This is a genomic window from Mesorhizobium sp. B3-1-8 (genome assembly GCF_006439495.1).
Lineage (GTDB): Bacteria > Pseudomonadota > Alphaproteobacteria > Rhizobiales > Rhizobiaceae > Mesorhizobium.
This window is the reverse complement of the sequence record NZ_VFTK01000023.1, coordinates 24,272-38,002: the sequence shown is the minus strand read 5'-3', so window position 1 is coordinate 38,002 and position 13,731 is coordinate 24,272. Positions and strand designations below refer to the sequence as shown.

11 protein-coding genes and 1 tRNA gene are annotated in these 13,731 nt (G+C 63.7%); 4 read left to right on the top strand and 8 right to left on the bottom strand.

Annotated elements, in window-relative coordinates; all coding sequences use genetic code 11:
• The first annotated feature begins 13 nt into the window (after positions 1 to 13).
• On the top strand, positions 14 to 1,999 hold the full coding sequence (ptsP, locus tag FJ424_RS21105) for a phosphoenolpyruvate--protein phosphotransferase (protein WP_140658566.1): 1,986 nt from the start codon (positions 14 to 16) through the stop codon (positions 1,997 to 1,999).
• Positions 2,000 to 2,016: 17 nt separating this feature from the next.
• On the opposite strand, the gene FJ424_RS21100 is transcribed toward ptsP, so the two are convergent.
• Positions 2,017 to 2,802: a hypothetical protein gene (locus FJ424_RS21100; RefSeq protein ID WP_140658564.1), complete on the bottom strand. Its 786-nt coding sequence runs from the start codon at positions 2,800 to 2,802 to the stop codon at positions 2,017 to 2,019.
• Between the two features lie 152 nt (positions 2,803 to 2,954).
• Here FJ424_RS21100 and FJ424_RS21095 point away from each other — a divergent pair, with 152 nt between their 5' ends.
• Positions 2,955 to 3,968, top strand: a complete 1,014-nt coding sequence (locus FJ424_RS21095) for a sugar-binding transcriptional regulator (RefSeq protein WP_140658562.1) — start codon at positions 2,955 to 2,957, stop codon at positions 3,966 to 3,968.
• Between the two features lies 1 nt (position 3,969).
• Here the strand turns inward: FJ424_RS21095 and FJ424_RS21090 are convergent, their stop codons facing one another.
• The 6 genes from FJ424_RS21090 to FJ424_RS21065 all read right to left on the bottom strand — a co-directional run bounded on the left by FJ424_RS21090 (position 3,970) and on the right by FJ424_RS21065 (position 10,149).
• Entirely contained in the window at positions 3,970 to 5,037 is a 1,068-nt protein-coding gene (locus FJ424_RS21090; protein ID WP_140658560.1) for an acyltransferase, read from the bottom strand.
• A gap of 307 nt (positions 5,038 to 5,344) precedes the next feature.
• Positions 5,345 to 5,421, bottom strand: a tRNA-Pro gene (locus FJ424_RS21085).
• Positions 5,422 to 5,475: 54 nt separating this feature from the next.
• The gene (locus FJ424_RS21080) at positions 5,476 to 6,723 is read right to left on the bottom strand and encodes an O-antigen ligase family protein (RefSeq protein WP_140658598.1); all 1,248 of its coding nucleotides are present in this window, start codon (positions 6,721 to 6,723) and stop codon (positions 5,476 to 5,478) included.
• An 89-nt stretch (positions 6,724 to 6,812) separates the two neighbouring features.
• Entirely contained in the window at positions 6,813 to 8,348 is a 1,536-nt protein-coding gene (locus FJ424_RS21075; protein ID WP_140658558.1) for an undecaprenyl-phosphate glucose phosphotransferase, read from the bottom strand.
• A 96-nt stretch (positions 8,349 to 8,444) separates the two neighbouring features.
• Positions 8,445 to 9,575 carry a glycosyltransferase gene (locus FJ424_RS21070; protein ID WP_140658556.1) on the bottom strand — a complete coding sequence of 377 codons (1,131 nt, stop codon included), beginning with the start codon at positions 9,573 to 9,575 and terminating at the stop codon, positions 8,445 to 8,447.
• Positions 9,576 to 9,585: 10 nt separating this feature from the next.
• Positions 9,586 to 10,149: a polysaccharide biosynthesis/export family protein gene (locus FJ424_RS21065; protein ID WP_140658553.1), complete on the bottom strand. Its 564-nt coding sequence runs from the start codon at positions 10,147 to 10,149 to the stop codon at positions 9,586 to 9,588.
• A 262-nt stretch (positions 10,150 to 10,411) separates the two neighbouring features.
• Between FJ424_RS21065 and FJ424_RS21060 the strand changes: the two genes are divergently transcribed.
• Entirely contained in the window at positions 10,412 to 12,649 is a 2,238-nt protein-coding gene (locus FJ424_RS21060) for an exopolysaccharide transport family protein (protein ID WP_140658551.1), read from the top strand.
• A gap of 286 nt (positions 12,650 to 12,935) precedes the next feature.
• Entirely contained in the window at positions 12,936 to 13,370 is a 435-nt protein-coding gene (locus FJ424_RS21055) for a peptidylprolyl isomerase (RefSeq protein WP_140641495.1), read from the top strand.
• A 98-nt stretch (positions 13,371 to 13,468) separates the two neighbouring features.
• Here FJ424_RS21055 and FJ424_RS21050 read toward each other — a convergent pair whose 3' ends face one another.
• On the bottom strand, positions 13,469 to 13,705 hold the full coding sequence (locus FJ424_RS21050; protein ID WP_140641497.1) for a hypothetical protein: 237 nt from the start codon (positions 13,703 to 13,705) through the stop codon (positions 13,469 to 13,471).
• Positions 13,706 to 13,731 lie beyond the last annotated feature (26 nt).

Sequence of the window (13,731 nt, the reverse complement as noted above, 5' to 3'; positions counted from 1 at the left end):
TAGAGTTATTGCCATGGAACGCTCGACCATCGTCAGAGTGCATGAAGGTTTGCACGCCCGTCCCGCCACGCGGTTCGTGAAACTCGCCAAGGGTTTCGAATCCGATGTCGAGCTGGTCAAGGACGGCAAGGCAGTCAGCGCCAAGAGCTCGGTCAAGCTGATGCTGCTGGCGGTCAAGGAAAACCAGGAAGTCACCGTGCGCGCCAACGGCGCCGACGCGATCGAGGCTATCGAGGCGCTGATAGGCTATCTGGAGAACCCGCGCGCCGGCCTCGACGACGAGGGCGAGGCTGCCGAAGCTGACTCCGAAGCCACAGCCGCCTTGTCCGTTCCGCAAGCCACGCCGCCGACTGCCGCGTTGCCGGATGGAGCACCAAAACTCCAGGGTATCGCCGCCAGCGAAGGCGTGGCCATCGGGCCGGCCTTTGCCCATTTCCCGCCGGAAATCGAGGGGCCGGGCAGGCGCCTGCAGGCCGATGAGATCGACAGTGAGCTCGAGCGCTTCCGCGGCGTTGTCGCCAGCGTCCAGGCGCGCATGGACCGCACGCTTGCGGAGAACAATCTCTCCGCCGGCGACCGTGGCATCGTCGCGGCGCTGCGCGACATAGCCGCCGACGACAGCCTGACCGGCGAGGTCGAAAGGCTGATCCGGGGCGGTGACGACGCGGTCTCGGCGGTCATTGCGGCCGCGGCCACCATCGCCGCCGATTTCAGCGCGGTCGACGACCACTATCTCAACGCCCGGGCCGACGACGTCCATGCCGTCGGCCGGCAGATCTGCCTGGTGCTGCTCGGCCAGGACGAAGTCAGCCTGGAGACGATACCGCAGGGCGCGGTCCTCATTGCCGACGACATCGGCGCCTGGGATTTGGCGCGCGCGCCGCTGAAGCGCATCGGCGGCGTGATCTGCGGCCATGGCGGCGCCACCTCGCACATCGCCATCATCGCCCGCTCGCACGGCATTCCGGCCGTGCTGGGTCTGGGGGATAAGATCAACGAGTTGCGTGCGGCCAAGGAGGTCGCCATCGACGGCAATGCGGGGCAGGTTCTCGTCGACCCCGACGAGGCCACGCGTACTGATTTCAACAGGCGCGTCGAGGCGGCGGCGCAGGAGCGCGCGGGCCTCAAGGTGTTCAAGGGCGTGACCCCGAAGCGCGCCGACGGCACCGTGATCGAGGTCGCGGCCAATATCGGCTCGCTGGAGGAGATCGAGGCGGCGCAGGAAGCAGGCGCCATGGGCGTCGGGCTGTTCCGCACCGAGCTGCTCTTCATGCGCCACATGCATCTGCCATCGGAGGACATGCAGGCCGAGACCTACAGCGCCTTGGCCAAGGCGTTTGCGCCACATTCGGTCATCGTGCGCACGCTCGACATCGGCGGCGACAAGCCGATCGCCGGCATCGAGTTTCCGGACGAGGAAAATCCCTTCCTCGGCTGGCGCGGCATCCGCATGTGCCTCGACCGTCCCGACATCTTCAAGCGCCAGCTGCGGGCGCTGTTGCGCGCCGCCGTCCATGGCAACATCAAGGTGATGCTGCCGATGGTTTCGGAAATCGCCGAAGTGACGCGCACCCGCGCGCTCGTCGAGGAATGCGCGGCGGAATTGAAGGCCGAAGGCGTGCCGCATGCAAGCTTCGATCTCGGCGTGATGATCGAGACGCCCGCCGCCGTGCTGATCGCGCCGGCGCTGGCAAGGGAAGTGGCGTTCTTCTCGATCGGCACAAATGACCTCACCCAGTACATCATGGCCGCCGACCGCCTCAATCCGACGGTCGCCAAGCTCAATGACGTCACCAATCCGGCGGTGATGTCGGCGATCGAGCTGACGGCCAGGGCGGGTGTCGCCGCCGGCATCATGGTGGGCATGTGCGGCGAGGCCGCCGGCCGGCCGGACCTGATCCCGGCCTTCGTCGGGATGGGCCTGACCGAACTCAGCATGAGCCCGGCCTCGATCCAGCGTGCCAAGAAGACGATCGCGGCCATGGCGGCCGAGCGATAGCGGATCCTCGCGGCGGGTTACGTCAGATGCGCGAGCAGCGTGGCGAGAACCGGTGTCAGTTCCTGGACGGCATTGGCTTGGGCGCAGGCCTGCCGGATGCGATCCTCCCGCACTTGGGCCGCCAGCACTGCGATCTCGAGAATGTCGGGCTCGGGCGTGCCGCCGTCCGCCTTGGTCGCCAGTCCGCAGGCAAGCACTACGGGCGCGAGGCACCTGATGTCGAGAGACAGGTCGCCGGCTATCGCCGGGCCTGTCCCGATCTCGCCAGGCTGAACAGGACGGTGGCTGAGGCATTCGACGAGGAGAGCCGCGCAGGCCGCCGCGACCTCATCCGTGGATGCCGCGTCGCCCGTCGCGGCAGCCAGAAGATCGGCGTGGCGCTTGCGCATCGCTGCGTGCACGGCGGAAAAGCCCGCCTCGTGAACGCGCGGATTGTCGATGCCATAGCCGGCGAGAACCGCGCGGGTCAGATAATACATGTCACGCCTGAACTGGCGTTCGCCGCCGATCTGCCGGTCTTCGTCGCCTTGCGGGAAATAGGTCCGCAGGCTTTTGACGGTCGTGCCGTCGACCTTGAGCGGCCGGGAATGCGGAACGAAGGATTCGGCGATCGTCAGCGCTTCGTCGACGGCCCTTGCGGCATGGCCAAGCAGGCTGCGGCCCGGGAAGGGCGGCAAATTGCCGGCGATGTCGTGCGAGGTATCGCCGGCGCTGTCGTGGCGGTTTTGGCGGATCGCGTCGCGCAGTTCCCGAAGCCGGTCCTTCAGGTTGGCGCGGACGTCTTCGGAAATTTGTCGCAGCATCGCCAATTGCCTCGAAACGCTGAAGCCGGTCAGGGCTTGGGGCGCCAGTCGCCCTCTCTAGATTGTTCGTCTCGATTGGTAGATCAATAGGCAATATTTAACCAGCATGCAGAATCGGCGAGGCAGCATCATCGCCGGGCTTGGAGGGGAAATTGGGCAGGCGGCGGCAGGGCGAATCCGAAAACGGCAGGGCGGCGGCTGAGGCATCCGAGCAGGTCGTCAGCGAAAGCCGGACCGACCGCCTCAGGATCCGCGCCGCCTGGATGTATTTCGTCGAGCAGATGACGCAAAACGAGATTGCCGACGTGCTCGGCGTCGGCCGCGTCACCATCGTGCGCATGCTGGCGGAGGCGAGGGCGCGCAACGAGGTGAAGATCACCATCGAGAGCGAGCTTTTGGAGATCGTGCGGCTGGAGCGGGCGCTGGAGAAGACCTTTGGGCTGCAGCAGGCGCTGGTCGCGCCGCTCACAGACCCCAACGCCGATCCAATCCCGGCAATCGCCGCCAAGACCGGCATGTTCCTGTCCGACGCGATGAAATCCGGCATGCGGGTCGGCGTCGGCTGGGGCGTGACGCTATTCCATACCTTGCCCTTCATCAGCGCCAAATCGCTGACTGATTTCAGCGTGATTTCGCTGCTTGGCGGCGTCGGCGTCGCGCGCCGGGTCAACCCGGCCGAGTTCGCCTGGCGCTTTGCCCAGATATTCCAGGGCGACGGTTATCTGATGCCGACGCCGGCCGTCGTCGACAGCGTCGAGACCAAGATCGCGCTGGTCGAGCGTTGCGGCCTGCAGGAGATTTTTGAAATGGCCGACGCGCTCGACGCCGTTCTGCTGAGCGTCGGCGGCATCGCTTCGGCCACCACCTTCTCGCGCGGCGGCTTTCTCAAGGAAGCCGACCGCGAGGCCCTGTTGGCGCGCGGTGCCGTCGGCGACCTTCTGTTCCATTTCTACGACCGCAACGGCGATCTGGTCGACCATCCCGTCAACAGCCACGTGATGTCGGTGGATGTCGACCGCCTGCGCAAGGCGCCGATCCGCATCCTCACCTCCGGCGGCGCCGAGAAGACCGAGGCACTGCTCGGTGCCATGAACCTGATCGCGCCGACCATCCTGATCACCGATGAGGAAAGCGCGCGCCGCATGCTGGCCGCGCATGGGGCTTGAATCATGCGACGGAAGGGCCCGCCCGCTGCGGAATTGAGGAGCGTAGGAGCTTGCGGGCAGGTTCCTCTACCAGAATGAAGACGACGACCGAGATGATGATCAGCAAAGGCTGATACAAAAGACTTCCGACCCAATCCCATTCTCCGGTGAATATCACCGGAATCCACTTCCGAACCGGAATTTGCAGGATGTAGAGGGCATAGCTTGCATTGCCCAACAGCACGAGCGGCTTATACGACAGCGCGCGTTGGGTCCTGCCGTCATTCACCGCGCATGTCGCAATCAGGGCAACAAAGCCGATTGCCGCGAACCCCCCTGTCATCGACATGCAGGTCGCGACAAGCGTAGCCACCGTGAACGCCGCGGCCAGAATGACGGCCAGGTCGCTGCGGAAGCGATCGAACGCGCCGGCCCTGAACAGGAGAGCGCAGATGATGCCGGTCATAAATTCGGGCAGCCTCAGCAGCGGGAGAGGTACCAGCCCCATCCAGCCGAATGCAAGGTAGCCTGTCGGCCCTAGCCCCGGCAGACACATAGCCATGAAGACCAGCGTCACAACTGCCAGGCTGATCCACAGGGCTCCAGTCGTAAGCCTTGAAAGGCCTGGAAGCAGTAACGGGAACATAAGATAGAAAAAGAGCTCGATCGAAAGCGTCCAACCTGGAGGATTCCAGAAGAATCCGAGCATTGACGTTGGTGCGCCCCAAGCCTGAATAAGGCCAAGTGTCCCCAGCGACGCAAGCGGGTGATCGAAAGGCATGCTTGTCAGCGGCAGAGCCACAGCGAGGGCAAGGAGATAGACTGGATAAATTCGGGAGAATCTCGCAATGGCGAACCGTCGAACCTCGTGCCAGTCAGACATCTTGTCGAAGTAGGAATGGGTTAGGATGAAGCCGGACAACAGGAAGAAAAACGAGACGCCGAGATAGCCATTCTGCATAAAATTGGCGATTAGGGGCGGCGCTCCGTCGATGTCTGCCGAATGGAAGGCAAGCACATAGAGAGCGGCGAAAAACCGCAAGCTGGTCAGCTGCGTCAGGTTCGATCCGGCTGAAGGCTTCGGTTTCATGCAGAATGCCGCGGCTGTGAGCGTGAGGCGATGCTCGGAACTCTCGATGCTGCCCGGAAATTCTATATGCCGCGCCACATTAACAAACCCGTTAACACTCTATGCCGGTGGCAGCGCTCGGCGCGCTCGTCCGAGCAGGACCCGGCGGCCAAAGCCACGGTCGCGTGATGGATACGCCTGGCTTCCGCCGAAGTCGCAGGAACTGCTCTAAATCAAGCGGGGGCTGCTCTTGTCAGTAAGCGGTTGCGTGAAGAGCGGAAGGCTTGGGCTTCAGCCTAAGAACTTGGGGGAAGTCCTTTGTTTCAAATGGTCGGAGTGGCCGGATTCGAACCGACGACCCCTTGACCCCCAGTCAAGTGCGCTACCGGGCTGCGCTACACTCCGGACCGGGTGGCGATGTATCGTGATAACCCGGTGCGGGTCAACCGAATTCGGTGCCTATCGCGCAGGTGAAATTGCAAGCAGGGACGCAGGCCTTCCCAGCCGCAATTCCAGCTGATGCCGGTACTCCAGCGCGATCGCGCCCCAGATCAAGCCCAACAGCAGGTAGAGATGGCGCCAGTGGTCGATGTCGATGAAGGTGCCGAGGCCGATATTGCCGAGATAGGCGACATAGGCGCAAAGCAGATAGGGCTGCCACGGCCGGTCGCGCAAAAGGATGCGGAAGCCGGCCCCGATCGTCCATAGCGTGAGCGTCAGGAACGAGACGAAACCAAGCCAGCCATAATCCATCAGCGCCTTCAGCCAGATGTCGTGCGTGTCCTCGCCATAGATCGTGCCGAAGACCAGCGGGCCGATGCCGAACGGGTGCTCCATCGCCAGCTGGAAGCCGATCGAATAGCGGGCGAAGCGGCCAAGCCGCGCCGAGTCATAGCTCTGCTCGAGCTGCGCGCGTTGAGTGAACATGTCAGACACGCCGGGCAACTGCAGGATGACGATGAAGGCGATGACCAGCAGCGCCACGGCCGCGATCGTCATCACCACCACGCGCAGCCGGAACCTGCCGCTGGCGCTCTGCAGGAAGAGGCACGCGGTGAGCAGCACCGCCGACACGGCGAACATGCCCCAGGCGCCGCGCGAGAAGGAGAAGAAGATGCCGGCGCTGACGATGAGCAGCGGCACCGCCAGAAGCGGCATCCGCGACACCGGGCCGGTCAGGAGCAGATAGAGCAGATAGGTACCGGGCAGCACCAGGAACGGCCCGAACACGTTCGGATCCTGGAAGGCGCCGGCCGCTCGGTCGTATTTAGTGAACATCTCCGCGCCGGGGAAGGCATGGAAGTAGCCGGCGATGCCGAGCAGCGACGTCGCCACCGCCGACACGACATAGGCGATGAAGATCAGCCGGTAGAGGCTGGGCTGGACCGAAGTCACCGAGGCGAAGAACACCGCGCTGAGGGCCAAAAACAGCGAGACGGCGAGATAGAGCGGCGTGTTGGCGAGGTCCGCCATCTGCGTCATGGCGATCATGCCGCCGATGTTCATCGCCACCAGCAGCACCAGTAAGGGGACGATCGCGCGCGAGATTCGCAGGCCGAACAGCGCCCAGACCGCGATCAGCCCGGCCATGTAGATTTCGTAGGGCGCCGGCTCGCTGATGACGAAGCCGGAGAGCAGGATGCCGACGCCGATCGCCGCCGACGCGATCAGCGAAATCAGCTTGGCGTTGACCGCCGACGCCAGCAATTTGTTGACAGCCTGCGGTTGCAACTTGTTGACCGCCGACGCCGGCAACTGGTTGACAGCTTGCGGCTGCAACGGATGGGCGATTGCGCTCAATAGGCGTTTTCCGTGTTGAGCAGGCGGATCGGCGTCAGGAACAGGATGCGCAGGTCGAACAGCATCGACCAGTTCTCGATGTAATAGAGGTCGTATTCGGTGCGCATGCGGATCTTTTCGTTGGTGTCCATCTCGCCGCGCCAGCCGTTGATCTGCGCCCAGCCGGTGACGCCGGGCTTGACCTTGTGGCGGGCGAAGTAGCCGTCGACCACCTCGTTGTAGAGCAAATTGTGCGACTGCGCGGCGATGGCATGCGGACGCGGCCCGACCAGCGACAGCGAACCGAACAGCGAATTGAAGAACTGCGGCAGCTCGTCGATCGAGGTCTTGCGGATGAAGCGGCCGACACGGGTGACGCGCGGATCGTTCTTGGTCACCGTCTGCTTGGCGGTCGGGTCGGACCGGTCGGTATACATCGAGCGGAACTTGTAGACCTCGATGATCTCGTTGTTGAAGCCGTGCCGCTTCTGCTTGAACAGCACCGGGCCCTTGCTGTCGAGCTTGATGGCGATCGCGGTGGCGAGCATCACCGGCGAAAAAAGGACGATGCCGACAAGTGAGAAGAAGATGTCGAAGGCGCGTTTGGCGACCGAATCCCAGTCGTTGATCGGCTTGTCGAAGATGTCGAGCATCGGCACCGAGCCGATATAGGAGTAGGCGCGCGGCCGGAACTGCAGCGCATTGGAATGCGCCGAGAGCCGGATGTCGACCGGCAGCACCCAGAGTTTCTTCAGAAGCTGCAGGACGCGCGATTCGGCGGTCAGCGGCAGCGATACGATCAGCATGTCGATGCGCGCGATGCGGGCGAATTCGATGAGCTCGGAGATGGTGCCGAGCTTCGGATAGCCGGCGACGATCGGCGGCGAACGCTTGTCGTTTCGGTCGTCGAAGATGCCGCAGATGCGGATGTCGTTGTAGGGCTGCTTCTCGACCGAGCGGATCAGCTGCTCGGCCGCCTTGCCGCCGCCGACGATGAGCGCGCGGCGCTCCATGCGGCCGTCGCGCGCCCAGCGCCGGATGAGGCTGGACATCACGAGTCTCAGGCCGAAGATCAGCACGAAGCCGACCGCGAACCAGGTGCCGAACAGCAAGCGCGAATAGTCTTCCGACGCCTTGATGGCGAAGGCGGTGAGCGCCATCAGCGCGAAGCTGCCGGCCCAGACCAGCAGCAGGCGGCCGAAATTGGCCAGCGGACGCATCAAAGCTTCGATCTGGTAGCAGTCGGTCACGTCGAGCAGCACCACGGCCAGGAACGACGTCGCCGCGATCGCCAGCGGATACTGCCAGGCCAGATAGCTGAAGAAGCCGACATAGTAGAAATAGACGCAGAGCCCAGACAGGAACAGCATCGCGAACTCGACCATGCGCAGCACGCCGCTGACCATGATCGGCGACATGGTATCGCGCCGGTATTGTGAGGCGACCTGGCGCGCCACATCGTTGATGCCGCCAGGCTTTTCGCCCTCGGCGGGAGCGTCGTAGTTGCGCACCGCATCCATGGAAAAGCGGTGCGCGGGGTCGATCTCATTCATGGGAACTGTCCGCGAGCTTCGCGCAACTGCATAACAAAAGAGAGCTAAGAAACCCTTGAAACAACCGGTGGTTTTGGAGTTGTTGCGGCCCGCGGCCTATTTGTGCAGCGCGGCGAAATAGGCCTTCTCGATATCGGCGGCCATGACGTCGGCGCCGAATCGGGCCTTCAGCTCATCGGCTTGCGGCATCCGTTTTCGATAACCGTCGAAGTCGCTGAGCGCCGTCCCCATTTTGGCGGCGAGCTGGGATGCGTCGGGCCGGATCAGGGCAGGGGAGTTTTCGCCGAAGATTTCCGGAATGCCGCCGACCGCGGTCGCGATCATCGGCATGCCGGCGGCCAAGGCCTCGAGCACGATATACGGCATCGCCTCCGCGCGGGACGGCACGACGATCAAATCGGCCAGCGCGAAAGCGTCCCTCGCCGGCATGGGCGGCAGGAAACGGACGTGGCTCTCCAGGCCGAGCCGCTCGACCTGCGCGTGGTAGCGCGGCAGGTCGTCGCCGTCGCCGACCATAACTGCGCTCAGGGGGCGTCCGAGCTCGTTGCCGGCCAAGGCCAGCGCATCGATGAAGATATCCGGACCTTTCAGGTCGCGCATCATCCCGATGTACAGGAAATCGGCGGCATCCGCCGACGTCGTCACCGGTTCGAATTCGGCGGCGCGCAGGCCGTTATAGACCAGCCGGTTGGGTATCGGCGGCTCGCCGACCTTGCGGCGATAGGTTTTCCGCTCGTAGTCGGAAACGAACAGCAGGCAATCGGTGAAGCACGCCATGAAGCGCTCCAGGCCGAAGAACAGCTTTCCCGTCGCCGTCGCTTCGTCATAGTGGAGGGAGCCGCCATGCGGCGAATAGAGGCGGGCAACGCGAAACCTTGATACCCGCAACAGTGAGCCGAACAGCCGGGCATAGGCGCCACCCTTGGCGCCGTGCCCGTGCAGCACGTCCGGCCGCAATTCCTGGATGATTCGATAGGTGCGCCAGGCCGAGGCGAGGTCGCCCGGCCCGACATGACGCTGCATCGGCGTGCGATGGATGCCGAGCGCCAAACTGTCCTTCATAGCCTCGAACAAGCGCTCCTCATAGTCGCCGCCGGTGGTCGAGTCGCAGACGATTCCCACCGCATGGCCAGCGGCGACCTGCGCCTCTGTCAGGTCGCGCACATGCCGGAAGATTCCTCCGACAGGTGAGCGAAAGCAGTGGACGATCCTGAGATTCACCGCCACGACGGGTTTTTCAGAACAGGCGTTCGCGGACGTAGACGGTGTCGCCGGGCAGGAGCGGATCGGATGTCAGAACCCGACCGGTCATCACTTTGCCGTTGATGTCGCGGGTGATGTCGACGCTCCCCTGATTGGCGCGCGGCGTGAAGCCGCCGGCGATGGCGACCGCCTTTTGCACGGTGAGTCCCGGCACGTAGGAATACTGGCCGGCGGCACCCACTTCGCCCATGACAAAGATCGGCCGGTAGCGGTCGATTTCGACCGAAACGTCGGGATCGCGCAAATAGCCTTGGCGCAGCTTGTCGGCGATCGCCTTTTCCAACTGCTGCGCGGTGTGGCCGCGCGCCGGCACCGCGCCGACCAGCGGGAAGGAGAGATAGCCGGACTGGTCGACGCTGTAGGTGTTGCTCAACCCATCCTGCTCGAACACCGTGACACGGACGCGGTCGCCGGCGCCGAGTCGGTAGGGCTGATCGAGCACTTCATGGAAGGCGGCGGGTGTCGGGCGGTAGCTCGAACAGCCGGTCAGCAGCGACAGGGCAAGCAAAGCGCGAAAGAGGGAAGCAGTGCTTTTCATGACCGGCCAGGAACCTTCATCGCTCTTGCCGCAAGTCGCGGCCAACCCCAGGAAAGTGCGACCGTTATCATCCTGTTAGGGTTAATGGGTGGTAAAGGAGCTCGGTCCGGGAGAGCGGAGATCGGCAAAAAGCTCAATTGTTCTATTGCTTTCGCCCAATCTTCTTTGAGTGCTCTCTAATAAGCGCTCATTCCGATCTTAACGGGTGAGTTACCATAGTTGTTTACGGTCCATCCTCGACTCAAAGTTCGGAGCAGGATGCATGTCCGTTCAGTCCGCGGCCGCAGACGTCGATGTCGATCTGAGACAGCTCTTCGCCAGCCTGGCGAGGAACTGGCTGCGCATTGTCTTCGTGACGCTTCTGGTCACCGGGCTGGCCTTCGCCTTCGCCTGGCTCGCGACGCCCTACTATAAGGCGACAGCCAAGCTGGAGATCGGCTCGCGCGAATCGGAATACACCCGGCCGCCGGGCACCAACGATGACGACAAACCGATTCTCGACGAGCAAGGCGTTGCGACCCAGGTCCAGATCATTTCCTCGCCCGACATCCTCAAGCAGGTGGCGACCAAGCTCAACCTGGACAAGTTGCCGGAGTTCGACGAGACGCTGAAAATGTCGTCGCTCGGGCGCGCGCTTGTGCTCGTCGGCTTGAAAAGCGATCCCTTCGATATCCCGCCGGACGAGCGCGTGCTGAATGCCATGCACGACAAGCTCAATGTCTACGCCGTTGAAAAGACGCGCGCGATCGCGATCGAGTTCGCCTCGAAGGATCCCAAGCTCGCCGCCGACATCGCGAACGGCATCGCCAACGCCTATATCGCTTCGAAGGGCGACGCCAAGCTCGAATCGAACGCCGCCGCCACCGACTTCCTGGCGCCGGAAATCGCCGACCTGCAGAATCGCGTCAAGGACGCCGAGGCCAAGGTCGCGGCCTTCCGTGCGCAGTCCGACCTCTTGATGGGCGGCAACAATGCGGTGCTTCCGACGCAGCAGCTCTCTGAACTGTCGAGCGAATTGTCGCGCGTGCGCGCCAGCCGAGCCGCCGCCGAGGCGAGCGCCGAGAGCGTGCGCCGGGCGCTGCAGAATGGCGGTTCGCTGGACAGTGTGCCGGAAGTCCTGTCTTCCGAGCTGATCCAGCGCCTGCGCGAGCGCCAGGTGGAGCTCAAGGCCAACATCGCCGATCTTTCCACGACCCTGCTCGACAACCATCCGCGCATCCGGGCGCTGAAGTCGCAGCTGGCCGATCTCGACGGACAGATTCGCAATGAGGCGCAAAAGATCATCCGCGGCCTGTCGGCCCAGGTCCAGACGGCCAAGGCCCGCGAGGATCAGCTGATCGCGGACGTCAACACGCTGAAAGCTGCCTCGGCGCGGGCCGGCGAGCAGCAGGTGCAGCTGGACGCCCTGCAGCGCGACGCGAATGTTCAGCGCCAACAGCTTGAATCCTATATGGCTAGTTACAATGCCGTGGCCTCGCGCAAGGATCGCAGATACTCGCCTGTCGCGGCGAGCCTGATCGCGCAGGCCCAGGTGCCGTCCCAGCCCTATTTCCCGAAGATCGGGCCGATCACCGGCGCCGCCGCCGCTGCTTCGCTGCTGCTGATGGCGATCGGCACGCTGCTTGGCGAGCTGTTCTCGGGCCGCGCCATGCGTCCGGCCGCCGGCGCCCGCTTCGCCGATATCGAGCAGGTGGCGATGCCCGCGACCCGGGTGGAACCGATGATCGCCGAAGCACATGGCGAAGGTCGGGCCTTTGCGCCTTACGAGGAAGCCGAGCCGGGGCATTCGATCGCCGAATCGGAACTGCCGAGGCCGGCCGAGCACGAGTTGGCGGAGGTTCGCGCTGCGGCTGTCAAGCAGGCCGAGCCCAGCGAATCGGCCCCGGAGCCAAGGCAATCCAGGCTGGGCGAGATCGATGTCGACAAGGCCGCGGAGAAGCTGATCGCCTCCGGCGCCGCGCGCGCGATCTTCGTGTCGCCGGAAGGCGACGAGGCGGCGGCGTCCGCCGTGCTGGTGGCGCGCGAAGTATCGGATGCCGGCCTGCGTGTGCTGCTGCTCGATCTCACCGCATCGGGCGCGGCGTCGCGGCCGATGCTGGACACAAGCCTCTTCCCCGGCATCACCAATCTGCTCGCTTCCGAAGCGCAGTTCAGCGACGTCATCCACCCCGATCTCTATTCGGATGCGCATGTCATTCCGGTCGGCACCGCCGACCCTGTCCGCGCCATGCGCGCCGCCGACCGGCTGCCGATCATCATGCAGTCGCTCACCACGGCCTATGATCTCGTCGTGGTCGAGTGCGGCCCTGCCGACGCGCAAGGCATCGGCCGCCTTGTCGGCGACGGCACCGAAGTCTTCCTGTCGATGCTCGAGGCCGACGACCAGGTGACGCAGGCCGCGGTGAAGCTGATCGAGAACGGCTATCCCAACCTGACGCTGGTCACGCCGGTCGGCCGCGAACCGGGAGATCCATTGCCAGGACGCCGGTCGGCTGCGTAAGGCTGGAGGCGGACAAGGCTGTCCTGCGCTGCCGCGGCGCTTGCTAAGGACAACCGCGAGGAACCGGAGGCCGAGACCGCAGCGAATCGAGCACGGCTCAGTCGGGGGCATGACAGTCCTTAGGTGCAAGACCGAGCCGGGGCATTTCTCGGCGGCCCCCGCACTTTACATCGGCGGCATAGCACCTAGTTTTGATGTTTCGCGCTGCGCATTTTCGTGCGTGGATGATCAAGAGCGGACCGTGAACCCTAGGCCGGTCCCTCGAAACTCCCAAAGGATGGCTGTTATGACACAGGCCAAGAATGGCGACACTGTACGTATCAACTACACTGGGCGTCTGGTCGACGGCACCCAATTCGATTCTTCCGGCAGTGAACCGTTGCAGTTTACACTGGGCGAAGGACAGGTAATTCCTGGTCTCGAAACGCATGTCGAAGGCATGGAGGTCGGCACGAAAAGCACCGTCACCGTTCCCGCTGACGCCGCCTATGGCCCCCATCGCCCCGAAGCGGTCGTAGTCATCGACCGCGCCAGCGTGCCGGAAAACATCAACGTCGATATTGGCACCCGATTGCAGGCCCGCACCCGCGAGGGACGTCCCATGCAAGTAACGGTCATCGGCGCGGACGACGCCAGCGTCAAGCTCGACGGCAATCATCCGTTGGCCGGAAAGGACCTGGTGTTCGACGTTGAATTGGTCGAGATCGTTCAGGCGGCGTAGTTAGAACTGAACGACTGCCCCAGGATCGCGGTCAAGAGCGCTACGAGAAAGTTATTTCCGCGTGGCCCTCGAAGGGAGAGGCAGAGGATTCGCGATTGTCACGGTGCGCGATCGGTCAGGGCGTTGGCCCCTTCCTGCCCGGCGCAATGCGCGCAGCAATAGATGATATCGCCCTGCTCGACGCCATGTCCCATGATCCGCACCCTGCAATGCGGGCAGATCGGCGCAAGCTTCTGGATCGCGCACTCGAAGCTGTCAAACGTGTAGGTTTGCCCGCTCAAGCTCACTAGGAATGCCTTGTCATAGTCGTTGCCGCACTGGTCGCACTTAGCCATGGCCATTCTCCTTCTGGGTGCGAAAA